This window comes from Pacificispira sp. (assembly GCF_965228185.1).
In the GTDB taxonomy this organism is placed as follows: Bacteria; Pseudomonadota; Alphaproteobacteria; order UBA8366; family Aestuariispiraceae; genus Pacificispira.
In genome coordinates, this window is record NZ_CBDDHE010000003.1 from 444,459 (window position 1) to 466,933 (window position 22,475).

Below are 22,475 nucleotides of genomic sequence, written 5' to 3' on the forward strand. Positions count from 1 at the left end.
CTTTCGCCGGAATGGCGGGGACCGAGACCGTCCGTGTTCCTGCGAATGCAGGAACCTTCGCTGTTCCGGCACCGTGCGCTCTCCAAGAAGGCTCCTGCTTTCGCAGGAGCATGAGGGCGGCCAAAGGTTGCGGTTGCACCAAGAGATACGTTTACCCTTCCGTCATTCCCGTGTAGGCGTGCATGACGGGGACGGGACCGTGCTGTGGGGCTAATCCAATGCGGCGGCGTCGCGCAGGATTGCGGAGGCGGCATCAGTGTAGCGGGTGTCGCCCTCGCCGTGCAGGATTAGGCCCGGATGCAAGATCGCGCCGCCGCGCACGCCCTTCCGCGCCCGGACGATCACCCGTTTCGCCGGTGTGGCGGTGCGGGGCCAAAGGGGAATGACGGTGATTTCCCCCGCCTTCCCGTGCAGGCGCGCCAGGATTTCGTCGACCCGGTCGGCGCGGTGGATGAGGGCGATCCCCCCCTTGGGCCGTGCGAACTTCAACAGGGCGGCGATCCAATCCCTCAGCCGCGCATCGCCTTCCACGTTGGACCGGGCGCGGCCCTCGACCGGCGATGCGTCCCCGCTGGCCGCATCCATATAGGGCGGATTGGCGAAGACCTGGTGATAGCCGCCGGGTGTCAGACCCTCCGGTGGCGCCAGGATATCGCCGGTCAGGACCGAGGCGCGATCCGCCATGCCGTTTGCGGCGGCATTGGCGCGCGCGAGATCGGCGGTCGCGGGATCGATCTCCAGTCCGGTCAGATGCGAATCCGAAACGCGCCGGCCATAGCACAGCAACGCCGTGCCGACGCCGCAGCCCAGTTCCAGCACCCGCTCATCGGGCCGCACGGCCGGAACGGCGGCGGCCAACAGGACCGGATCCATGGCGGCGCGATAGCCGTGCCGGGGTTGCGTCACCATCACGCGCCCGTCCAGGAACTTGTCCGTGACGGTTTCGTCCGGCGGCGTCATGAATCGTCCTGACCGGTATCGCGCAGCAGGCGCTTGGCGGCGTCGTAATCCTCGTCCAGCACCATCAGGCGGCGCGGGAGGGCGCCAATGGAGCCTTCGAGAAGGCTGGTATGCTCGTCGAAGACCACACTCTCGATACTGGAATCGCGCAGCACCGACGCGATAAAGGACAGCCGGACCGGATCGTTCGTGCGCAGCAATTCCTTCATGCGTCGACCTCGACCGTGTCTTTCAGCGGCGCATAGACTTCAATCGGATGATCGCGGCCGCGCACCGTGCGTTCTCCCAGGGACAGGAGCTCGCCTTTACGGACGCGCGCCGCCGTCGATCCCGCGATCAGGATCGTGGTGCCCAGTTCCTTGTTCAACTGTTCCAAACGGGCGGCCAGGTTCACCGTGTCGCCATGGACAGTGTAGTTCATCCGCGACGCCGCGCCGACATTGGCGGCGATCAGGGGGCCGGTCGCGATCCCGATGCGGCAGGACAGGCGACGTCCCTCGTATTCCCGTTCGGCCAAATGCACCTGAATTTCGCGAGCCGCATTGACCGCCTTCTCTGCATGCGCCGCGTCGGCGATGGGCAGATTGAACACGGCCAGGATCGCGTCGCCCTGAAACTGCGTGACGATGCCGCCATGCCCGTGGACGACATCGACGATGTCGGTGAAATAGGCGTTCAGGACGGCGACGACCTTGGCCGGGCCCAGTTCCTCGGTCATATGGGTGAAATTCGCCATATCGCAGAACAGGACCGTCGCCTCGACGGTCTGCGGTGCCAGCTCATCCGGGGCGCTGAGCATCCGTTCGGCGACTTTCTCGGGGACGACGCGGCCGAACAGGTCCAGAATACGTGCGCGCTCCTTCAAGCCATGTACCATGGCTTCAAAGGCGTTGGAGGCCTCACGCAATTCCCGCATCCGGCTTTTCGGCAGGACGGGAAGGTTGTCGTAATTGCCGGCGGCGACCTGGGCGGAGGCCTCCGACAGCGCCAGGATCGGCCGCACGGTCGCCTTCGCCATCAGCAGGGCCAGAATGCCGGAAATCATCAACACACCGATCCCGACCAGGATCATGCTGCGCAGGCGGTCACGGAAATCCTGATAGCGTGCCTCGTCGACATACAGGCCGACGACAATTGGCAGGTCGGCAGCGATTCCGGTCACTTCGGTATAGGAGAACAGATAACTTCGGTCGGCGAATTCGGTGCGCCCCATACGCAGGTTTTCAGATTCCGCGTATTTCTCGAAGATGACTTCCCGAAGGTTCGGAAACTCTGCCAGGATCGCGTCCTGGAAAGAGGAGACCAAGGGCAGGGGCATTTCCTCCGTGACGTCCAGCGCCAGTTCCGCAAGACCGGGATGGGCCAGCACATGCCCTTCGCCATACAGCAGGAAGGGGATCTTGCCCTTATCCTCCTCCAGGTCGCGCAGCCGGGACGACAGGTCGGCAACGGCCTTCCCCTGGATCAGAAGCCCGATATATTCCCCGTCGCGGTAAAGCGGCGTGTGCAGGTTGATCACCGTCTGCTGGATTTCGGGAATCCAGACCGGGCGGCGCCAGACCGGATTGTCCGCATAGCGCGCCAGTTCGATGACTTGGGCGAGGCCTGGTTCCGATTGGAAGTTCCCGATCGTCACCGCCGGCAGCTTGCCGTTCCGCCGCTCGCCCAGAATTCGAAACCCGATGGCGTTCGTGTCCATGACCAGCATGCCGGCCAGATCGGGCAGGGCCGCCATGGAGGATTCAAGCGCCAGGGTCAGCCGGTTCGGTTGATCGAAGCGCAGGCGGCCCTGGGCGAACTGGTCCGCGATATAGGCGGATTGGTTCTGGATCGGCGCCAATTCGGTTTCCAGATCGCGCCGAGCCTCCTCCACCATCTGGGCTGAATCTCGGGCCATCAGGGTCAGCGTATTGCCCAGAGCGCCCGCCACGCCGGTGACAATGACCGCCGCGACCGACACGGCCAGCAGGCCACAGAATCCGACAATCATCACAAACCGGATCGAAACGGTCACGGAACGCCCTTCTTCGCCTTACTGCCCTTGTCGCGGCGCATAGTGCCGGACCCCCGGGACCGGTGAAAGGGAAATGGCGGCTTGGCGACGGGGTCGTTCATGGGTAGGCTCGCGCCCATGCATTTATCCGACGCACAGATCGAAGAGTTTGACCGGACCGGCTTCCTCCTCTTTCCCGGATTGCTGGATGAGGAAGAAGCCCGCGTTCTGAAAGCCTCGACCCCTGACCTGTACGACCGCGACGGGCCGGAAGTGGTGCGGGAGAGCGACGGCGGCGGGATCAGGCTGGCCTATGGCGGGCATTCCTTCGCCGAGCCCTTTGCCAAACTGTCGGTCATGCCGCGCCTGTTGAACCCGGTTCGGCAATTGCTGCGCGGCGACGCCTATATCCATCAAAGCCGGCTGAATCCGAAGCAGGGTTTCTCCGGCGGCGCCTGGAACTGGCACCAGGATTTCGGCACCTGGCACCGCGAGGACGGCATGCCGGAGCCGCGCTGTGTCATGACGGCGATCTTTCTGGATGACGCATCGCCGGTGAACGCGCCGTTGATGGTCCTGCCAGGCACCCAGCGCCACGGTATTGTCGACGCCGTGTCGAAGGAAGATGTGACCGGCTATACATTGATGCAGATCGACGCGACGGTGGTCCAGGACTATGCCGACAAGAACGGCATCGTGCCGCTGATGGGCCCGGCGGGGACCGTTGCCTTCATCCACTGCAATCTGGTCCACGGCTCGTCCAACAATGTCAGCCCTTGGCCGCGCGGGATCATGTATTTCAACTATAACGCCGTCGACAATGTCCCGACCGGCGGGAACAATCGGGCTTGGTATCACAATAACCCGGACCGCTCGCCGCTAATGCCGGGGGACGACGACGCGCTGCATGCGCTCGCCCGCGCGGCGGAATAAGCGGATAAGGCCGGGAAACTTCGAACAGCGGAGGATCCGATTTGTCCAGCGTCGCCACGAAACTGCCGGTTCGCCGGTCGCTGAAATGCTCTGAAGCCGAATGGGCGATGCGCGTCGATCTGGCGGCCTGTTATCGCCTGATCCATGCCCATGGCTGGTGCGATCAGATCTACAATCACATCACCGCCCGTGTACCCGACGAGCCGTCGCATTTCCTGATCAACCCGTTCGGCCTGGCCTATGACGAGGTCTGCGCCTCGAACCTGGTGAAGATCGATCTGGACGGGAATGTCGTCGACGGGTCCAGCTATGGCATCAACGCGGCGGGCTATACCATTCACAGCGCGATCCACGCCGCGCGGCATGACGCGGTCTGTGTCCTGCACACCCATTCCGACGCCGGTACCGCCGTGTCCTGCCTGGAAGACGGTTTCCTGCCGATGACCCAGGGCGGCTTCCAGTTCTACAATCGGATGGCCTATCACGATTATGAAGGCATCGCGCTGGACCTGTCCGAGCGCGACCGCCTGGTGGCCGATCTGGGCAAGTCCTGGGCGATGATCCTGCGCAACCATGGTTTGCTGACCTTGGGCCAGACCGTCAGCCACGCCTTCACCCGTCTCTATTATCTGGAACAGGCCTGCCGGGTGCAGATCCAGGTCATGCAGACCGGCCGCAAGATCAACATGCCGCCGCATGAGGTCTGCGAACACACCGCCAAGCAGTGGGATGACGGGATCGAAGGCATGCGCGCCAAGGAATTGCCGGAATGGCCGGCCTATCTGCGCATGCTGGACCGGAAGGACCCCAGTTTCCGGGATTGATCACCGTGCCAGGGCGTCCCTCAGGCTTTCGGCACAGCGACGGAAAACCGACAGGTCGGTGAATGGATCTGCGGCGTCGCCGGTGATGGGCTGACCGCCGCTGTCCGCCACCGCGCCATCCAGCATCAGATTGTCGGTCATCTCGAACCGTTCGACCGCGTACCGGTCCAGGCCGGTAGAGCGTTCGGTGAAGGCCGCCGCGACGTTGCTATAGGCAAAGACCGGCCGCCCCAGGGCGCGCATGTAGCCGATCTCGAAGGCGGTTCCGGCATCGCAGGACGGCCCGCGGAATGGGGTCATGTTGGCGATCGCCGCGTCGCAACCGTCCATCAATGCGATATTGGCGCGATAGATCGCCATGCCCTGGTCGTGCGGCGAGAGCCCGTCCAGCGGCAGGTCATTGTCCAGAGGATAGACGCCGGTCAGCCCGATTTCTTCGCAGATCGCCTTCTTGCGGCGGCCCAGTTCGACGGCGTCGGGGTGAAAAACGTCGGGTCCGGCCAGATAGACGCGGGTCATCGCTTCATCCCACACCGTGTTCCTGCGAAAGCAGGAACCTTCTCAACTTCCCGCTCTACCGCCGACACCCGATGAGTGTTGCTGTCGCCGGCGCGCGGGGCGGTCTGCGTCACGGCCGCGCGCCGCCCCAGGCGACGAAATGGGGATTCTCGAAGATCGCGTTCTTGGCGTAGCGGAAGGGTGTGCCGTCGGTCGTCGTGACGATCCCCCCGGCGCCGGACAGGACCGCGTGGCCTGCCGCGACGTCCCATTCCATGGTGCGGCCAAGGCGCGGATAGACATCCGCCTTTCCTTCCGCGACCAGACAGAATTTCAGCGAACTGCCCGCCGCCAGATTCTCCGCGACCGGCCGGCCTTTCAGGAAGGCTTCCATCTCTGCCGGATCGCCGTGGCTTCGGCTGCCGACCACGGTCAGTCCTTCCTCCGGCGGCTGGCGGACCGAAATCGGGCCCCGTGCGCCGTCTTCCAGTGTGCGCCAGGCGCCTTCGCCGCGAATGCCGGAATACAGGACACCCTTGGCCGGCAGGAACACCACGCCGACCAGCGGTTCGCGATCCTGGATCAGGGCAATGTTGACCGTGAATTCGCCGTTCCGCTTCAGGAACTCCTTCGTCCCGTCCAGCGGATCGACCAGCCAGAACGGGCCGTCGCCGACATCCGGGATGTCGCCCGCCGCCGCGGCTTCCTCGGCCACGACCGGCACGTCCGGCGTCAGCGCGTTCAGCATGGGAAGAATGATCGCCTCGGCGGCTTCATCGGCTTCCGTGACCGGCGACGCGTCGTCCTTGGTGCGGGTTTCGAAATCGGTGGCGTAGATCCGCATGATCGTCGCACCGGCATCGCGGGCGGCCTTTTCGATGGCGGGCAACAGGGCCGACGGGTCGAGTGTCTGGGTCACGGGTCGGTTCACTCCGCAGCTTGGCGTTCCCGGGCGGCCTGTATCGTCGCCCAGATCTTATGCTTGGTCGCGGGCATGTCGATATGATGGATGCCGAGATTTTTCAATGCATCGACGATGGCGTTAATTGACGCGGGCGGCGCGCCGATGGCACCGGCTTCGCCCGCGCCCTTGATGCCCAGCGGGTTCGTCGTACAGGGAATGTCGTCGACATAGCTGAAATCGATGGTCGGGATGTCGTCCGCGCGCGGCATGCAGTAATCCATGAAGGACCCGGACAGAAGCTGACCGGTTTCCTTGTCATAGACGGTTTCCTCCAGCAGCGACTGCCCCAACCCCTGGCCGATGCCGCCATGGACCTGACCGGCCAGCATCAGTGGGTTCACCACGGTGCCGAAATCGTCGACCACGACATAGTTCACGATCTCCAGATCGCCGGTATCCGGATCGATCTCCAACTCGCAGACATGACAGCCATTGGGATAGGTCTGGACTTCCGCCTTGTGGCGGACCTTCACATCCAGCCCCGGTTCGGTATCCGGCGGCAGGCGAGACGGGTCGTGGGCGGCGCGGGCGACATCCTCGAATCCGACCTGGCGGTCGGTGCCGACGATGGTGAACTGGCCGTCGGCGAAGTCGATGTCGCCGGGCGCGGCCTCCAGGATGCCGGCGGCGATGATCTTGCCCTTGTCGACGACGCCGTCGGCGGCATTGCGCACCGCCACCCCGCCTTCGGGGATCGAACGCGATCCGCCGGTGCCGCCGCCGCGTTCCACCAGATCGGTGTCGCCCTGAACCACAGTGATCCGGTCCAGATCCAGACCCAGCCGATCGGATACGATCTGCTTATAGGCGGTCTGGTGACCCTGACCGTTATCCTGGGTGCCGATATACAGCGTGACCCGGCCCGCTTCGTCGACGCGGATGTCGGCCTGTTCGCCCGGACCGGCGCCGCAGCATTCGATGTAATAGGCCATGCCCATGCCGCGCAACTTGCCGCGCGCCTCCGCCTCGGCGCGGCGTGCCTCGAAACCGTCACGGTCGGCCCGTTCCAATGCGATCCTGGTCAGACGCGGGAAATCGCCGGAATCATAGGTCGGGCCGGTGGATGTCGGGAAGGGCATCTGATCCGGCCGGATATAGTTGCGCATCCGCAGTTCCACCGGGTCGACGCCCAGATCCAGCGCCGCCTTGTCCATCAGGCGTTCCAGCAGATAGGCCGCTTCCGGCCTCCCGGCGCCGCGATAGGCATCGACCGGCGTCGTGTTGGTGAACAGGCCATGGACACGCAGAAACACTGCCGGAATGGCATAGACGCCGGAATACATCTTGGCGCTGGCCATGGTCGGAATGAAGGCCTGGAAGCCGGAGATATAGGCCCCCATCGCGGCCTTCAGCGTGATCTTCAATCCGGTGATCCGATAGTCCGCATCCAGACCCAGCTCGATATCGCTGACGTGGTCGCGGCCCTGCTTGTCGGTGGTGAACCCGTCATAGGATCGCTCCGCGACCCATTTCACCGGCCGGCCGAGCTTGCGCGCGGCATAGAGGGCGCAGACCTGCTCCGGGTACAGGAAGATTTTCATGCCGAATCCGCCGCCGACATGTCCGGTCAGGATGCGCATGCGCGAATTGTCGACGCCGAACACATCTTGCGCCAATTGACGCTGAACCGAATGGACGCCCTGGGTCGGGGTGTGCAGGACATATCGCCCGGTCTCGGCGTCGCCTTCATAGGCCGCCAGGGCGGCGCGGGGCTCCATGGAGTTCACGACGATGCGGTTGTTGATCAGCTTCAGGCGGACCGTGTGTGCGGCCTTGGCCATGCCGTCATCGGCCGTCGCTTCGTCGCCGTATTCCCAGGTAAAGCAGCGGTTGTTCGGCGCATCGTCATAGACCAGCGGCGCGCCGTCGGCATCGGCCAGATCGGTATCGGTGACGGCGGGCAGGTCGTCGTAATCGACCATGACCAGCTCCGCCGCGTCGCGGGCCTGATCCAGCGTTTCGGCCACGACGAAGGCGACCGGATCGCCGACATGGCGCACCTTGCCCTCGGCCAGCGCATAGCGCGGCGGGTCGACCATTTTCGATCCGTCTGGCTGGGTGACGACGATGTTGCTGGCCATCGGCCCGACGCCGTCGGCGCGCATCTGTGCGCCCGTGATCACGGCCAGCACGCCCGGTGCGGCCTCGGCATCTGCCGTATCCATCGACAGGATATGCGCATGGGCATAAGGGGAGCGTACGGCGACCGCATAGGTTTGCTGCGGCCAGTCGACATCCGCCGTGTACTGACCGGCGCCTGTCAAAAGCTGTAAGTCTTCCGTGCGTCGTACGGCCTGTCCGATACCGAACTTCGTCATAAATCGCCCTCTTGTGCGGGATGGGGATGGTGCGTCGCAACAGATCATAGAGGCGCTGCGACAGCGGTCAATTCATGCCCCGGCGCAGGTGCTTTAACCGACCTTCACGACCCGATAGCGCTGGGCGGTGAAGTCGGGCGACCAATGGTCCGGCGGCAGACCCGCCTTGCGCTTCAGATGGGACAGGAAGGTTACCGGATCGGGCAGTTGATCCCAGACCTGGGGCAGGAAGGTGGCGCGGCGGCCCTTGTCGGCGATGATCAGGCCGTCGACCTTCGGCACCAACTGGCGCAACAGATCCGCCTCGTCCTGGATCAGCATCTGCTCCGGCTCGCTCAGAAGCGAGATCGACCAGCTGATCTGGCCCATCTCGTCGCTGGTCAGTGGCGGGAAGCGCGGGTCCTTGAACCCGGCCTTGAAGGCGTTCTCCACCAGATCGGCGACCAGCGGACGGTGTGCCTGCAGCGACCCGATACAGCCGCGCAGCTTGCCGCGTTTCTCGATGGTGATGAAGGTCGCGCCCGGTTCCCGCAATTCCTCGGGGAAACTGTCGACATTCACCGCGGGCGGCTTGCCCTGGGTGACGCCATGGGCCAGCGACCGTTTCACGAAATCCAGCAGCAGCGGCCCGTGTTTCGCCGCGATATCGGCCGTGTTCATCATCGCAGGATCCAGCTGCCATAGCCGACAACCCTGGACTTGTCGCCCGCCGTGTCACCGGAATTGCACAGGCCGACCCGTTCGATCGACATGGCGCGTTCCTTTGCCAGATGCAGCAGGCCGGACATCGGGATGCGACCGCAGGCCTGGTCGCGGCCGATGGCGGCGTGATCCAGACGCTCCACCGCCTCCGCCGTCTTCGCGTCCAGCGCGTTGCAGGCATCGTAATCCAGGAAGTGGCTCAGATCGGTGGAGATCACGATCCGCGTCTCCTCCCCGCCCCAGAGCCGTGCCAGGACTTCGGCGACGTCTTCCGCCGTCGCCTGGCCGACCGCGAAGGGGACCAGCTTCATATGCGGGAAACAGACCTGCAGGAAGGGCACATGGACTTCCAGACTGTGTTCCTGCTGATGGGCGCCGTCATGGGGGATGACCTGCGCCAGATCGGACAGCGCGTCCAGCGCCTCCCGGTCGATCTGGACCGCGCCGATCGGCGTCTTCCAGTAATCCGCCGTCGTGGTCGCCAGCCCGCACACCGCAACCCGATGGCACGGCCCCATCAGCACGATGCGCGAAATCCGGCTGCGATCCGGCATCAGGCGGGCATAGGCCTGCGCCGCGCAGGCACCGGAATACTTATAGCCGGCATGGGGCGCGATGATCGCCTTCGGCGCCGGCGTCTCCTTGCCGATCCCCGCCGCGTTGACGGCGGCATTCACGAAATCCGCCACCGCCCCGGTCAGCCCGCGTGGATCGCTGGGATAGAACATGCCCGCCACGGCGGGCGGTCGGATCAAGGCCATGTCTCTCATCCCATCGTCGTTGGTCTGGTGTTAGTGTACCGTAGTCGACCGACGGAATGAAGGAGCGCGCGTTTCCGTGACCGACGGTGTGAAACTGCAAGACGACATCATCGAAGGCGTCCCGGCGCGGCACTGGGCGGCGCTGGAGGATGGCCGTATCCGCTGTGACGTGTGTCCGCGTGAATGCAAGCTGCATGACGGGCAGCGGGGGCTGTGTTTCGTGCGGGCGCGGCGGGGGGATGAATTGGTCCTGACCACCTATGGCCGGGCGTCGGGATACTGCATCGATCCCATCGAAAAGAAGCCGCTGAACCATTTCCTGCCGGGGACGCCGGTGCTCAGTTTCGGGACGGCGGGCTGCAACCTGACCTGCAAGTTCTGTCAAAACTGGGATATTTCCAAGAGCCGCAAGATGGACCGGCTGATGGACCAGTCGCCGCCGGGCGCGATTGCGGAGGCTGCGCGGCGCACCGGCTGCCGCTCGGTCGCCTATACCTACAACGATCCGGTGATCTTCCTGGAATACGCGACGGATGTGGCGGCGGCCTGCCATGCGGCGGGCATCGCCAATGTCGCGGTGACGGCGGGCTATGTGAAGGAAGGCGCGCGGGAAGATTTCTTCCGTCGCATGGACGCGGTCAATCTGGACCTGAAAGCCTTTACGGAGGATTTCTACCGCAAGCTCTGCACCGCCTCTTTGGAATCCGTGAAGGAGACTGCTGTCTATCTAGTGAAGGAGCGCGGCGCCTGGGTCGAACTGACGACCTTGCTGATCCCCGGCGAGAACGATGGGCCGGCGGAGCTGGAGGCGCTGACTCAATGGGTGCAGGAGGCGCTGGGCCCGGATGTGCCGCTGCATTTCACGGCCTTTCATCCCGATTATAAGATGATGGACAAGCCGCGGACGCCGCCGGAAACCCTGCTGCGTGCCCATCGTATCGGGCGGCAGGCGGGGCTGAACCATGTCTATACCGGCAACATCCATCACGAGCCGACCGGGTCGACCTATTGCCCTGGCTGCGGGACGAAGGTGATCGGCCGCGACTGGCATATGCTGACGGCATGGAAGCTGGGGCAGGGCGGTCACTGCACCGAATGCGGTACGCCCATCGCGGGCCGGTTCGAACCGAAGCCCGGCACATGGGGGCGTCAGCGCAAGACGGTTCGGTTGGCCGAATTCGCCCGGCAATGGCAGGCGGCCCAGTCTCAGCAACAGTAAGGGGACGGGTCAGGCGCTCTCGATCCCGCGGATCGCGTGATAGCGGTAATAGCGCAGCTTGCCGGATTCCAGGGCCCGGATCAGCATCAACCAGTATTCGGCCTCGCGCATCATGTCGTTGATGAAGTCGCGGGTCAGGTCCTGTTTGGACAATCCGGCAACGAAGCGCGACCAAGCCTGCAACAGCATCGACCGGTATTCGTCCGTCTCGTCCTCGGTGATGCGCATATCCATGCCCAGATTGACCATGTATTTGCGGTATTCCTCGGCGGTCCAAAGATCGAATTCGCCCGGTTCGCGGCTCATCCACCCGCGAATAGTCGGGTGGTCGGCATCGGCCGGGTTCACCACCACATAGTCCGTCAGGATGAAATGGCCGCGCGGACGCAGGCTGTTGAAGGCCGTCTTCAGGAACAGGTCCTTGCGGCGGAAACGATAGGCGCGCTCGCGGCACAGAACGCCGCTGAACCGGCGCGCGGGCAGGTCGAGTTCGTCCGGATTGTAGACTGACACCGGCGCCCGGCGCTCCATGCCGTGCTTGACCGACAATTCTTGGGCAAGCGCCGCCAGTTCTGGATCGATCTCATAGCCGTCGATATAGGTGCTGAGGCTTTTCGCGGTCTTGCGGGTGCCGCCGCCCAAACCGGCCGAGAGATCAATGCTGCTCATCTCGTGATTCAGGTTCATCGGCTTCATCAGCCAGGACGTATAGTCCGCGCCGCCCGGATGGACGACCTCGTCCTTTTCATCCAATTCCCAGAGACGGCGGCAGAAACTGACGCGGCCTTTCGGCCAGACCAAACCGGATTCGTCGTCCCCGGCCTCGTCATCCACCTGAATGGCGAGCGGGTTCTCCGGCGCGGCGCCGTATTTCCGGATCAGAAGCGCATTCGGATCTTCGCCTTCCCACCAGGCCTGAAACCGAACGTGGAACGGAATGTAATCATCTCCACTGCGCTTATTTTTCAAGATCGCATTCACCGCCAGGATTCCCAACGTCACCCTCCCCAAGGTGCAACCATGTATTAATCATGGTTAATTTCACGTTAACGCGAACGGGAAGTAAACGTCTAGATATCCTTTGGCTTGAATAAGAAAATTTCCTGTTAACCGTGACAGCCGTCACAGATTTTCGCCGCATTAAGGCCCATATCTGCTGTCAGAAGGGAAGACAGGGATCGCAGGAGCGGACCTAAAAGAACCCGAAGAGGATTGAAAAATGGCCGATCTGTCTTTTGCGCCGCACCGCAACCGCCGTGTCTATCAGCCGCGCCGTCCGGCCGTACAGTTCGCCGTCAGCATTGCCGTCTGCTTCCTGTTGATCGGCACGGTCGCCGTGGTGACGGTAATCTGATCCCCGTTCGAACCTCAGGATTCGAAGGTCAGGTCGGGGCGGGCCGCGTCTGCGACCTGCCAACTGGCCCGAACCCCGCAAAAGTCCCGCCAAAGCCGTGACAAATCCTCTGCCGCGGCCTCGACATCCGCATGGCCCAAGCTCTGCAGGGTAACGACGGCACGGCGCGTGCGCGGCGAGATGCAAGACCGTCCGTCCTGGTACCAGTTCCAACGCCGGCATAGGACTTTTGCGGCATCCGCATAGACCACCTCGCCTGGTTTCGGCGGGTCTTCGCCTTGGTCTTCCTTGCCGAGCGGCAGAAAGCTCTCCGTACCCGCCGCGAAACGGAAGGCGAGGTCGCCGTCGACGCGATCCAGATCATCCGCGCCGATTGGGGCCAGGTGCCGTATGGAGATCAGATTATAGGCATCGACCGGTCGGTTGATGCGCGGCAGACCGCGCCCCTTCACCGCCGAGCGCAGCAACCGTTCGACGGAGGACCGGTATTTGGTCTGCTTGATCCCAAAATCGCGATAGGCGCGCCGCCAATCGGCAATGGCGGGCACACCGCCGAGGTCTTCAGGATCGAAGCGTTCCGCCGCCTCCGCCTCGCCCTGCGCGATCAGGGCGTCCAGCGCGTTGCCCCGGTCCGGTGCGACGGTCAGATCCTCGGCCAGCAGCACCGCGACCCGATAGGTCGGGAAAGTTTCCAGGATCGGCGAAATTGTGAATTTCATGGGCTCGCCCTCATGCCGGATTCCGGCCGTCCAGCCAGAGGGTCACCGGACCGTCATTGATCAATTCAACCTGCATATCGGCGCCGAACCGGCCCGTAGCGACGGTCACGCCCGCGCCGCGCAGGGTTTCGACAAATCGATTGAACAGGGCCAAGCCTTCCTCCGGCGGGGCGGCGTCGGAAAAGCCGGGCCTGTTGCCCTTGCGCCAGCGGGCCGCGAGGGTGAATTGGCTGACCGCCAGAATTTCGCCGTCGATTTCGCCGAGGGCGAGGTTCATCTTGCCTTGCGCGTCAGAGAATATTCTGAGGGGGATGGCCTTTCGCGCCAGGAAATCGACATCCTCGACACTGTCTCCGGGTTCGGCGCAGACGAAGATCACAAGCCCCCGGCCGATTGCGCCGATTGTTTCTCCCTCGACCGTTGCCGAGGCCCGGCGCGCGCGTTGAATGAGCAGTTTCAAGCCGGTCCCCCTAAATGCCCGCGCCGGCATCCAATTCGCCGGTCAGTTCCAGGACTCGCCGTAGCAAGGCATGCAGATGCGGCTCGCGATAGCCATGCTGTTCCAGCGATTTGACGGTGTTGATCAGGTAATCGCGGTTCAGCCCTGCCTCGCCTCGCGCCCGCAGAATGATCCGCGCCGCCTCGTCCGGCGGCACGCGCCCGGCATAATGCGGATGCGACGGATCCGCGACGAAACAATGCGCCGCGACCTGGCGCCCGTCTGACAGATCCACCGGCAGATGGGCCGGCCGATAGGCATAGCCGCGCAATTCCCGCTCTTCCAGATAGGCTGCCGTTTCGGGCCAATCCCTGGGCGCGACGCGAAAAACCATGCCTTCGCAGGCGGCGTCCTCACCCCGTGCCAGGCCCAGTACAAGACCCCTGCATTCCGGCGTCCCGCGGTGATGCTCCGACCAAATGCAGAAACTGCGGGCATAACCGTGAAGGGTTGCCGGTATGGCTTCCAGATGCGCAAAGCCGGGACGCCACATCAGCGACCCATACCCGAACACCCACAACTCGCCGTCTACGCCGGCGGCGTCTGACCACATTGGACCATATACCCTTGCTCTGAACTCGTCTGATCAGAAAGACACCGACCTTATGCGTCAACTGCTTCCTTCTGCGAAATATTGCGGTCCGCGCAAACTATCGTTAGAGATGCGGCGGGGCAGGGGTATCGGAGAAGGTAAGGATGTCTCGCATACTTCTGATTGACGACGACGCGCGGACCCGCGATCTGGTCAAGGCGATTCTTGAGGCGGGCGGCTACACCGTGTCCGTCGCCCCGGACGGGGAGTCCGGTATCAACGCGGCCCTGGGCGCACCGGGGCCGGACCTGATCGTTACAGACCTGAATATGCGCGGCACCAATGGATGGGATGTCGTGCGCCGTCTGCGCGCCGAACCGGATTGTGAGAAACTGCCAATTCTTGCGCTGTCGGCTTACACGACCGCCCAAGATCGGGACGAGGCCTTCGATGCCGGCGTGACGGCTTATGAGAACAAGCCGGTTGACCGGGAGCGATTGCTGGCAAAGGTTGCCGAGCTGCTGCGCTGACCCGCTAGTCCAGCGGCACGTCCAAACCAGACTTCACCGTGTCCATCGCGATCGTCGTCTTGAAATGCGCGATCGTGGCGTCGTCGAAGAAGGCGCGTCTGGTGAACGCCTCGTAATCCGCGACGTCTTTCGCAGTCACGATCAAGACGAAATCGGAATCCCCCATCGTGTAAAAGCACTGCTGTACTTCCGGCAGCGCGCGCATCCGGGCCTTGAACCCGTCCACGGCATGACCGCGCCCCTTGTTCAGGGTAATCTGAACGATCAGTGTGATGCGCTTGCCGGTGACGGCCGCGTCGAGAACCGCGATTTCCCGTCGGATCGCGCCGGCTTGGCGCAGGCGTTTCAGACGCCGCTGCACAGCCGTTGCGGATAGCCCTACCTGCGCGCCAATAGCCTCTGTCGTTTGGCGCGCGTCGTCCTGCATCAGGGACAGGATCTTTCTGTCGAAATCGTCGATTTCCTGCATGGCTGCAGGATTTCACCGATAACCATCCCGATAAAGCATTAATTCGGCGCTGACTGGGGGGCATTCGCCGCCTGTCGGCTCCGGCCCCGGCGTATCAAATGCTGTGACGCATCGGGACTCGCACCCGGCCCCGGTAGCCGATATCACGGGGCGCGTCTCCGACGAGCGAGATAACGAATTGGCGGCAGGCATGACACAAGGCGCAACTCCCCTTTCCCCGCATGCTGCCGCGACGGCCGGCATTCCCTGGACTGGCATCCTGGCTGGGCTGGCGGCCGCCGCGATCTGGGGCGCTTGGCCCGTCGCGTCTCGCTTCGGCGTTCAGCAGACGCTGACCCCGATGGATCTGACCATGCTGCGTTTCCTGGTGGCGGGTATGTTGTTGCTGCCCATCGTGTTGCGCCGCGGACATGGCGGGCTCGGCTGGGGCCGTGCCATCGTGCTGGCCGTCGGCGCAGGAGCCCCCTACATGCTGGTCACGTCCAGCGGGTTCACCTTCGCGCCCGCCGGTCATGGCGGTCTGATCATCCCCGGCTTCATGTTGACCACGTCGACGATCGTCGGTTGGTTCGTCCTGAAAGATGCGCCGGACCGCATGCGTTGGCTCGGCCTTGCCATCGTCCTGACCGGTATTCTGACCATGGCCAGCGCGGCCGTCCTGGATAAGACCGGCTTTGAAGCCTTATGGAAGGGGCATCTGCTGTTCGCTGGCGGCGGCCTTCTGTGGGCCAGCTATACCGTTGCCAGCCGGAAATGGTCGGTCGAGCCGCTGCACGCGACGGCGCTGGTCTCTGTTCTGTCGCTGATCATGTTCGCCCCGATCTACCTGATCCGGCGGGGGACCGCATTTTTGGATGCGCCAGTCGGCGAACTGGTTTTTCAGGGACTGGCTCAAGGTGTGTTCTCCGCCGTTCTGGCACTGATCTTCTATACCAAGGCCGTGTCCATCCTGGGCGCGGGCCGCGCCGCAGTGTTCGGTGCCCTGGTTCCGGGGCTGGCGGCACTGTTTGCCTATCCGGCGCTGGGAGAGGTTCCTTCAATGCGACATCTGATCGGTCTTGGTCTCGTCGCGGTTGGGACGATTCTCGCCCTGGGGATTCTGAGACGGCGCCGTCACGTCTAGGGCTGCGACAAGACTTCCTTTTTTCGGGTCTTGGAAACCGTTCCGTCTGACGGTAACGTCGCTGGAATGCTGCACTGCAGAACAGAAACGACACTGTCAGCCCCGGGGGAAATTAGATCATGTCCGCAAACGACCTAGCCGCTGCCGCGACCGGCGTCCGCCTGACCGGCGAAATGAAGCCGGGATTCGCCGAAATTCTGACGGACGAGGCGGTCGGCTTCGTCGCGACGCTGGAACGCAAGTTCGGGGCCCGCCGCAAGGAATTGCTGGCCCTGCGCGAGGCGCGCCAGGCTCGGATCGACGCCGGCGAATTGCCGGACTTCCTGCCGGAGACCGCGGAGGTTCGGAACGGCGATTGGAAGATCGCCCCGCTGCCCGAGGATCTGAAGGATCGGCGCGTCGAGATCACTGGCCCGACGGATCGCAAGATGGTGATCAACGCGCTGAATTCCGGCGCCTATGTCTTCATGGCGGATTTGGAAGATTCCAACTGTCCGACCTGGGACAACATGATCGGCGGGCAGATCAATTTGCGCGACGCGGTGGCGCGCAAGATCGCCTTCGACGATCCGAAATCCGGCAAATCCTATGCGCTGAACGACAATACGGCGGTCCTTGTGGTCCGGCCGCGCGGCTGGCATCTGGAAGAAAAACATATTCTGGTCGACGGACAGGCGGCGTCCGGCGGTATCGTCGATTTCGCGCTCTACTTCTTCCACAACCACGCCGAGGCAAAGGCCCGAGGCACCGGTCCCTATTTCTATCTGCCGAAGATGGAAAGCCATCTGGAGGCCCGGCTGTGGAACGAGATTTTCGTCGAGGCGCAATGGTTGCTGGGCGTGCCGAATGGGACGATCCGGGCCACAGTCCTGATCGAAACCATCCTGGCCGCCTTCGAGATGGACGAGATCCTGTATGAATTGCGCGACCATTCCGCGGGCCTGAATTGCGGGCGCTGGGATTACATTTTCTCGATCATCAAGAAATTCCGGCGCAATCCGGACTTTGTCATGCCCGATCGGTCGATGGTCACGATGACGGTGCCGAATATGCGCGCTTACTCGCTGCTGGCGGTCAAGACCTGCCACAAGCGCGGCGCCCCCTGCATCGGCGGTATGGCGGCGCAGATTCCTGTGAAGGGCGACGAGGCTGCGAATGCCGAGGCCTTCGCAAAGGTGAAAGCCGACAAGGAACGCGAGGCGAATGACGGCCATGACGGCAGCTGGGTCGCCCATCCGGGGCTGGTCCCGGTGGCGCTGGCGGCATTCAACGCGGTGATGAAAGGGCAGAACCAGATCGATCGTCAGCGCGACGACGTGTCGATCTCCGCCGCCGATCTGCTGTCGGTGCCGGAAGGCGCGATCACCGAAACGGGCGTGCGTACCAATATCCAGGTCGGCGTGCGCTATACCGAAGCGTGGCTGGGGGGCAATGGCTGCGTGCCGCTGTTCAATCTGATGGAGGACGCCGCGACCGCGGAGATTTCGCGCGCCCAGCTTTGGCAATGGGCGAAACACGGCGCCAAGACCGCCGACGGCAAGGTCCTGAGCCGGGAATCCGTTTCTCAGATGATTGCCGAGGAAATGGACAAGATTCGTGCCGAAGCCGGGGGTGACCTGTCCGGCACCAAATTCGAGCAGGCCGGCAGCCTGTTCGAACAGATGGCGCTGGCCGAGGATTTCCCGACCTTCCTGACACTGCCGGCCTATGAAATGGTGTTGGGGGACGGCGGTTGATCGGACGCTAATCGGCCGCTGGTCAAAATGCCGGGACGGGCGTAAATCGATCCCATGATCGAGATCAGACCTGTCGTCCATGTCTTGGGTTGGCTTTCCATCCTGGTCGGCCTTTTCATGGCGATTCCGGCCGCGGTGGATCTGGCGGCCGGCAGTCCGGATTGGATACCCTTCGCGGAATCGACCTGTTTCGCGGTGGGCATCGGCCTCATTCTGTCCCTTTCGACCTGGTCAAGGGCCGGATCGCTGAAACTGGATCTGCGGCAGGCGTTTCTGGCGACCATCCTGGGATGGATTCTGGTCGCCGGGTTGGGTGCCCTGCCGATGCTCAGCCTGGGCATCGGCTTCACCGACGCGTTGTTCGAGGCCATGTCGGGGATCACGACGACCGGGTCGACGGTCCTGACCGGTCTCGACGGGCTGCCGCCTGGATTGCTGCTATGGCGCGCCTTGCTGCAATGGATCGGCGGGATCGGGATCATCGCCGTGGCCGTCCTGATCCTGCCGCTGCTGCGGGTCGGCGGTATGCAGATCTTCAAGATTGAAAGCTCGGATACCTCCTCGGAGAAAGTGGCGGGGGTGCTGGCGACCTTGTCGTTGCTGCTGGCGGTCTATGCCTCGCTGACCGCGATCTGCACCGGGCTCTATGCGGTTTTCGGCATGTCGTTGTTTGACGCTCTGACACATACCTTCTCAACCGTCTCGACGGGCGGGTTCTCGACGCACGATGCGTCCTTCGGCCATTTTCAGTCGCCGATCCTATATTGGACCGGCATCGTCTTCATGATCGCGGGCGCCTTGCCGTTCGTTCTGTATCTCAGAACGATCCGGCGGGATCGCAGGGCGCTGCTTCGGGATAGCCAAGTCCGGGCGTTCCTTGCGTTTATGGCGGCGGTAATCGGTGTTGCCGCGGTCGCCCATAGTCTGATCAACGACCTGCCCTTCGGTACGGCGTTGACCGACGCCGCGTTCAACATCGTCTCCGTCGTGACGACGACCGGGTTTGCGTCGCAGGATTACACCACATGGGGCGCGGGGGCGGCAGGGCTTTTCCTGATCCTGACTTTTGTCGGCGGATGTACCGGGTCGACCTCCGGGGCGATCAAGATTTTCCGGTATCAGATCCTTTGGCGCGTGGTGCGCAATCATGTGAAACGCCTGTTCAGCCCGAACCGGGTCGTCCGTCCGACCTATCAGGGCAGGGTCGTCGATGATGCCCTCGTTCTGTCCGTCATGGCGTTCCTGGCGGTCTTTATCGCGACCATCGCGGCGACGTTCCTTGTCCTTGCCCTGCTGGGCTTGGATACGCTGACAGCCTTTACCGCCGCCGCGACCGCCGTGACCAATGTCGGTCCGGGCCTCGGTCCGATCGTCGGCCCGGCAGGCAACTTCGCCCCCCTGCCGGACGCGGCCAAACTCGCGCTGACGGGCGCCATGCTGGCCGGCCGACTGGAAATCCTGGCGCTGTTGGTGGTTTTCGACCGGGATTTCTGGGTGCGGTGAAGCTTATACCATCGGCGGGTTCAAGCGCGCGAACGCGTCCTGCCGGCGATAGGGAAAGTGCGGATAGGGGGCCTCGGTCCCGCTAGCCTGATTCAGCAGGTCCATATGGCCGTCGGACAGCGTCCAACCGACCGCACCCAGATTGTCACGCAATTGCGCTTCGTTCCGAGCGCCCAGAATGACGGAAGACACAGTCGGCCGGCGCGTCAGCCAGTTGATCGCGATCTGGGGGACACTGCGCCCGGTCTCGTGAGATATCGTCTCCAAAGCGTCAAGAACTGTGAACAGTTTCGTCTCGTCGACCGGCGGGCCAAATCCGGCAGTTTCATGGAGGCGGCTCCCTGGCGGCAATGCGTGCCCCCGCTTCAGTTTTCCGGTCAGACGGCCCCAGCCGAGGGGGCTCCAGACCAGCGCGCCAAGCCCTTGATCGGCGGAGAGCGGCATCAGGTCCCATTCATAGTCCCGTCCGATCAACGAGTAATACACTTGGTTCGCGACATAGCGGGGATAGCCGTACCGATCGGCCGCCGCCTGGCTTTTCATGATCTCCCAGCCCGCAAAATTCGAGACGCCGGTGTAGCGAACCTTGCCGCTACGGACGACCTCATCCAACGCGGACAGGACCTCTTCCACCGGTGTCGCCGCATCGAAGGCGTGAAGTTGCAGGATGTCGATCCAATCCGTGCGCAGTCGGCGCAGGGCCGCCTCGACCGAAATCAGAATCCGCGCCCGGCTGGTGCCGGCCTCATTCGGACCGTCCCCCATTGGCAGGCCGATCTTTGTCGAAATCAACACTTTCTGCCGGCGCCCCTCCAGGGCGGCGCCGAGAACGCCCTCTGACGCCCCGTTCGAATAAACATCCGCTGTGTCGAATAGAGAGACGCCGGCATCCAGGCACAGATCAATCAGCCGTGTTGCCTCAGTGACGTCTGACGTCCCCCAAGCCCCGAACAGCGGGCCGCTGCCCGCGAAAGTGCCGGTGCCAAAACTCAGTACTGGTACATCCAATCCAGAGCGACCCAGTTTCCGATATTCCATATCTGCCTCCTTGGTTGAGACAGACATTTGGTGTGGGACAATTTATGAACTATAAGGAAGAACACGAACCTTGAAGTGAAGTAAATTCATAATGCGGCATCAAGCGGTTGACCGGACCGGTCAGATGGAAATCTTTGCCCGCGTGGTGGAAACCGGCGGTTTCTCCGCAGCGGCCCATCAACTGAAGATCGCGCCGTCGACGGTCAGCAAGCTGATCGGGCGGCTGGAATCTCGCCTGCATACCCGATTGTTTCAACGATCTACCCGGGGGCTGCATCTGACCGATGAAGGAAAAGCCTTCTATCGGCGCTGCACGACAATCCTGAATGATATCGCCGCGGCCGAGGAAGAGGCGGCCGCCGGTGACGTTCCCACCGGGCGCTTGCGGGTCAGCGTTAATGTGCCGGTCGGTCACGCATTCCTACTACCGGCCATTCCGGCCTTTGCCGCGCAATATCCGCAAGTCTGCCTGGATCTCGTTCTGACGGATGGGATTGACGATCTTGTGACCGGCGGCGCGGATATCGCGATCCGTACGGGCCCGTTGCCTGCGTCGAGCCTGATTGCCCGAAAGCTGGGGGACAGTCGTCTCTGCGTCGTCGGATCTCCGGTCTATTTTGAACGGTCAGGCACTCCAAATCGGCCGGAAGACTTGGACGGGCATTCCTGTTTGGATTTCACCTTCCCGCGGGAAGAGACTGGATGGCCCTTCCGGATCGACGGGGGGCGGCGCATGGTCAGACCCAAGGGAAAGCTGCGTGGGGCTGATGGGGAGACCGTAAGGCGACTGGCCCTTTCCGGTGCGGGGATCGCGCGGTTGGCGGAATTTCAGGTCGCACAGGATATCGCCAGCGGCGACCTTGTAGAGGTCTTGCGCGACTTCGATTCCGGAGATCGATTGGATGTTCACGCAGTCTATGCCGGAAGCGCCCGTCAATTGCCGGCCCGGGCGCGGGTCTTTATCGACTTTCTTGTTCAGTCGGTTCGGATTTCCTGACCGCCGCTGTTTTCTGGGCCTCTTCGGCGATCCACTTCATCCGGTAGGGATGTGCGTCGTTTTTGGGGTTGAGCCGGTAATAGCTGGTTGCCTTGCGCGACTCTCCGGCCCGGAAATGGCGTTTCAGTGTGTCGAAGATTAGCCGGTCCGGCGGCAGGTGGATATTGTCCTTGGACCCGGAGATCGACCAGAGCCGCAGGACCGGTTCGCAGGCCACCTTGTCTATCATCAGGCAATTGGGATCCACGAAGCCGTCCAGTACCTTGGCGTAAACGCCGCGGCCGGGGCCGACGGATTCCCAACGGTCTAGGCAGGCCGGCAGGTCCGTTTCCGGATCGACATACCAGCGATAGCAATAGGCCCAGTCTTTTCCGGCGATCGCTTCGCGCAGATGGAACAGATGGGATTCGTGCAGCCAATTGTCGTCGTCCAGATAGGCGACATAGCGGCTGTGGGCCAGATAGCTCATCACCGTGCGCAGCGCCCCGCAATCCAGCGCCGCATGCATACCGCCGCTCCGGTTCGACGTCGAATATCCGGGATCGACGACGGTTATCTGGACATTGTCGGGACATTCCTGTTTCAGCGTGTCCAGCATGCCGCGGGGCGCGTCGGCCGGACAATCCACGCCGATCAGAACCTGGATACGCCCGACCCCGCGTTGCCCGAATACGGATCGGACGGCCTGCGGCAGCGTTTCGCGCAGCACGGTCGGAATGACGATTGCGGCGTCGAAACGTGGGGTGTTGCCGGGCGGCGGATGGTCGGGATCCGGAATGCCTACCATCGTAGCTTGCCTCTGG

Annotated in this window: 24 protein-coding genes; 9 read left to right on the forward strand and 15 right to left on the reverse strand. The window is 63.1% G+C overall.

Annotation, left to right across the window (positions count from 1 at the left end):
• Positions 1-210: 210 nt before the first annotated feature.
• From ACO06O_RS05715 to ACO06O_RS05725, 3 genes are read right to left on the reverse strand one after another with little or no spacing between them, the layout of a single operon-like run.
• A complete protein-coding gene (locus ACO06O_RS05715) occupies positions 211-960 on the reverse strand; it encodes a tRNA1(Val) (adenine(37)-N6)-methyltransferase (protein ID WP_421877202.1) in 750 nt (249 codons plus the stop codon).
• Positions 957-1,169, reverse strand: coding sequence for a DUF2007 domain-containing protein (locus ACO06O_RS05720; RefSeq protein ID WP_421877204.1), 213 nt, complete (start codon positions 1,167-1,169; stop codon positions 957-959). The genes ACO06O_RS05715 and ACO06O_RS05720 overlap by 4 nt, the downstream gene beginning before the upstream one ends.
• Positions 1,166-2,974, reverse strand: a complete 1,809-nt coding sequence (locus tag ACO06O_RS05725; protein ID WP_421877207.1) for an adenylate/guanylate cyclase domain-containing protein — start codon at positions 2,972-2,974, stop codon at positions 1,166-1,168. Before ACO06O_RS05725 ends, ACO06O_RS05720 begins: the two co-directional genes overlap by 4 nt.
• A gap of 117 nt (positions 2,975-3,091) precedes the next feature.
• Here ACO06O_RS05725 and ACO06O_RS05730 point away from each other — a divergent pair, with 117 nt between their 5' ends.
• Positions 3,092-3,886 (forward strand): phytanoyl-CoA dioxygenase family protein, encoded by a 795-nt coding sequence (locus tag ACO06O_RS05730; protein ID WP_421877210.1) that lies wholly within the window; start codon positions 3,092-3,094, stop codon positions 3,884-3,886.
• Positions 3,887-3,927: 41 nt separating this feature from the next.
• Positions 3,928-4,710: a class II aldolase/adducin family protein gene (locus ACO06O_RS05735; RefSeq protein WP_420417358.1), complete on the forward strand. Its 783-nt coding sequence runs from the start codon at positions 3,928-3,930 to the stop codon at positions 4,708-4,710.
• Here ACO06O_RS05735 and ACO06O_RS05740 read toward each other — a convergent pair whose 3' ends face one another.
• From ACO06O_RS05740 to amrB, 5 genes are all read right to left on the reverse strand, one after another.
• Positions 4,711-5,229 (reverse strand): nucleoside 2-deoxyribosyltransferase, encoded by a 519-nt coding sequence (locus ACO06O_RS05740; RefSeq protein WP_421877212.1) that lies wholly within the window; start codon positions 5,227-5,229, stop codon positions 4,711-4,713. It abuts the gene before it with no gap.
• A 109-nt stretch (positions 5,230-5,338) separates the two neighbouring features.
• On the reverse strand, positions 5,339-6,127 hold the full coding sequence (gene cysQ, locus ACO06O_RS05745; RefSeq protein ID WP_420417356.1) for a 3'(2'),5'-bisphosphate nucleotidase CysQ: 789 nt from the start codon (positions 6,125-6,127) through the stop codon (positions 5,339-5,341).
• An 8-nt stretch (positions 6,128-6,135) separates the two neighbouring features.
• Positions 6,136-8,490, reverse strand: coding sequence for a xanthine dehydrogenase family protein molybdopterin-binding subunit (locus tag ACO06O_RS05750; protein ID WP_421877214.1), 2,355 nt, complete (start codon positions 8,488-8,490; stop codon positions 6,136-6,138).
• 93 nt (positions 8,491-8,583) lie between these two features.
• On the reverse strand, positions 8,584-9,153 hold the full coding sequence (gene amrA, locus ACO06O_RS05755; RefSeq protein WP_421877216.1) for an AmmeMemoRadiSam system protein A: 570 nt from the start codon (positions 9,151-9,153) through the stop codon (positions 8,584-8,586).
• The gene (amrB, locus tag ACO06O_RS05760) at positions 9,150-9,953 is read right to left on the reverse strand and encodes an AmmeMemoRadiSam system protein B (RefSeq protein ID WP_421877218.1); all 804 of its coding nucleotides are present in this window, start codon (positions 9,951-9,953) and stop codon (positions 9,150-9,152) included. Before amrB ends, amrA begins: the two co-directional genes overlap by 4 nt.
• A gap of 76 nt (positions 9,954-10,029) precedes the next feature.
• On the opposite strand from amrB, the gene amrS reads away from it, so the two are divergent.
• Positions 10,030-11,172 (forward strand): AmmeMemoRadiSam system radical SAM enzyme, encoded by a 1,143-nt coding sequence (gene amrS, locus ACO06O_RS05765; RefSeq protein WP_421877220.1) that lies wholly within the window; start codon positions 10,030-10,032, stop codon positions 11,170-11,172.
• Between the two features lie 9 nt (positions 11,173-11,181).
• Here amrS and ACO06O_RS05770 read toward each other — a convergent pair whose 3' ends face one another.
• Entirely contained in the window at positions 11,182-12,141 is a 960-nt protein-coding gene (locus ACO06O_RS05770) for a methyltransferase domain-containing protein (protein WP_421877222.1), read from the reverse strand.
• Between the two features lie 250 nt (positions 12,142-12,391).
• Between ACO06O_RS05770 and ACO06O_RS05775 the strand changes: the two genes are divergently transcribed.
• The gene (locus ACO06O_RS05775) at positions 12,392-12,526 is read left to right on the forward strand and encodes a hypothetical protein (protein WP_421877225.1); all 135 of its coding nucleotides are present in this window, start codon (positions 12,392-12,394) and stop codon (positions 12,524-12,526) included.
• Between the two features lie 14 nt (positions 12,527-12,540).
• Here ACO06O_RS05775 and ACO06O_RS05780 read toward each other — a convergent pair whose 3' ends face one another.
• The 3 genes from ACO06O_RS05780 to ACO06O_RS05790 are packed head-to-tail and all read right to left on the reverse strand — an operon-like array spanning position 12,541 to position 14,297.
• A complete protein-coding gene (locus ACO06O_RS05780; protein ID WP_421877227.1) occupies positions 12,541-13,245 on the reverse strand; it encodes a B3/4 domain-containing protein in 705 nt (234 codons plus the stop codon).
• Between the two features lie 10 nt (positions 13,246-13,255).
• A complete protein-coding gene (gene dtd / locus ACO06O_RS05785; RefSeq protein ID WP_421877230.1) occupies positions 13,256-13,705 on the reverse strand; it encodes a D-aminoacyl-tRNA deacylase in 450 nt (149 codons plus the stop codon).
• 10 nt (positions 13,706-13,715) lie between these two features.
• A complete protein-coding gene (locus ACO06O_RS05790) occupies positions 13,716-14,297 on the reverse strand; it encodes a gamma-glutamylcyclotransferase (protein WP_421877232.1) in 582 nt (193 codons plus the stop codon).
• A 143-nt stretch (positions 14,298-14,440) separates the two neighbouring features.
• On the opposite strand from ACO06O_RS05790, the gene ACO06O_RS05795 reads away from it, so the two are divergent.
• Positions 14,441-14,806 carry a response regulator gene (locus ACO06O_RS05795; protein ID WP_421877235.1) on the forward strand — a complete coding sequence of 122 codons (366 nt, stop codon included), beginning with the start codon at positions 14,441-14,443 and terminating at the stop codon, positions 14,804-14,806.
• 4 nt (positions 14,807-14,810) lie between these two features.
• Here ACO06O_RS05795 and ACO06O_RS05800 read toward each other — a convergent pair whose 3' ends face one another.
• On the reverse strand, positions 14,811-15,275 hold the full coding sequence (locus tag ACO06O_RS05800; RefSeq protein WP_421877238.1) for an Lrp/AsnC family transcriptional regulator: 465 nt from the start codon (positions 15,273-15,275) through the stop codon (positions 14,811-14,813).
• A gap of 190 nt (positions 15,276-15,465) precedes the next feature.
• On the opposite strand from ACO06O_RS05800, the gene ACO06O_RS05805 reads away from it, so the two are divergent.
• The 3 genes from ACO06O_RS05805 to ACO06O_RS05815 all read left to right on the forward strand — a co-directional run bounded on the left by ACO06O_RS05805 (position 15,466) and on the right by ACO06O_RS05815 (position 19,637).
• Positions 15,466-16,398, forward strand: coding sequence for a DMT family transporter (locus ACO06O_RS05805; protein WP_421877240.1), 933 nt, complete (start codon positions 15,466-15,468; stop codon positions 16,396-16,398).
• 119 nt (positions 16,399-16,517) lie between these two features.
• Positions 16,518-18,134: a malate synthase A gene (gene aceB / locus ACO06O_RS05810; RefSeq protein ID WP_421877242.1), complete on the forward strand. Its 1,617-nt coding sequence runs from the start codon at positions 16,518-16,520 to the stop codon at positions 18,132-18,134.
• A gap of 54 nt (positions 18,135-18,188) precedes the next feature.
• Positions 18,189-19,637 carry a TrkH family potassium uptake protein gene (locus ACO06O_RS05815; RefSeq protein WP_421877245.1) on the forward strand — a complete coding sequence of 483 codons (1,449 nt, stop codon included), beginning with the start codon at positions 18,189-18,191 and terminating at the stop codon, positions 19,635-19,637.
• Positions 19,638-19,640: 3 nt separating this feature from the next.
• Here ACO06O_RS05815 and ACO06O_RS05820 read toward each other — a convergent pair whose 3' ends face one another.
• Positions 19,641-20,675, reverse strand: a complete 1,035-nt coding sequence (locus ACO06O_RS05820) for an aldo/keto reductase (protein WP_421877247.1) — start codon at positions 20,673-20,675, stop codon at positions 19,641-19,643.
• Positions 20,676-20,799: 124 nt separating this feature from the next.
• Between ACO06O_RS05820 and ACO06O_RS05825 the strand changes: the two genes are divergently transcribed.
• Complete coding sequence (locus ACO06O_RS05825) at positions 20,800-21,672, forward strand: LysR family transcriptional regulator (protein ID WP_421877250.1); 873 nt, start codon at positions 20,800-20,802, stop codon at positions 21,670-21,672.
• Here the strand turns inward: ACO06O_RS05825 and ACO06O_RS05830 are convergent.
• Entirely contained in the window at positions 21,635-22,459 is an 825-nt protein-coding gene (locus tag ACO06O_RS05830) for a glycosyltransferase (protein ID WP_421877252.1), read from the reverse strand. The two genes, ACO06O_RS05825 and ACO06O_RS05830, sit on opposite strands and share 38 nt — an antisense overlap.
• Positions 22,460-22,475: the final 16 nt, after the last annotated feature.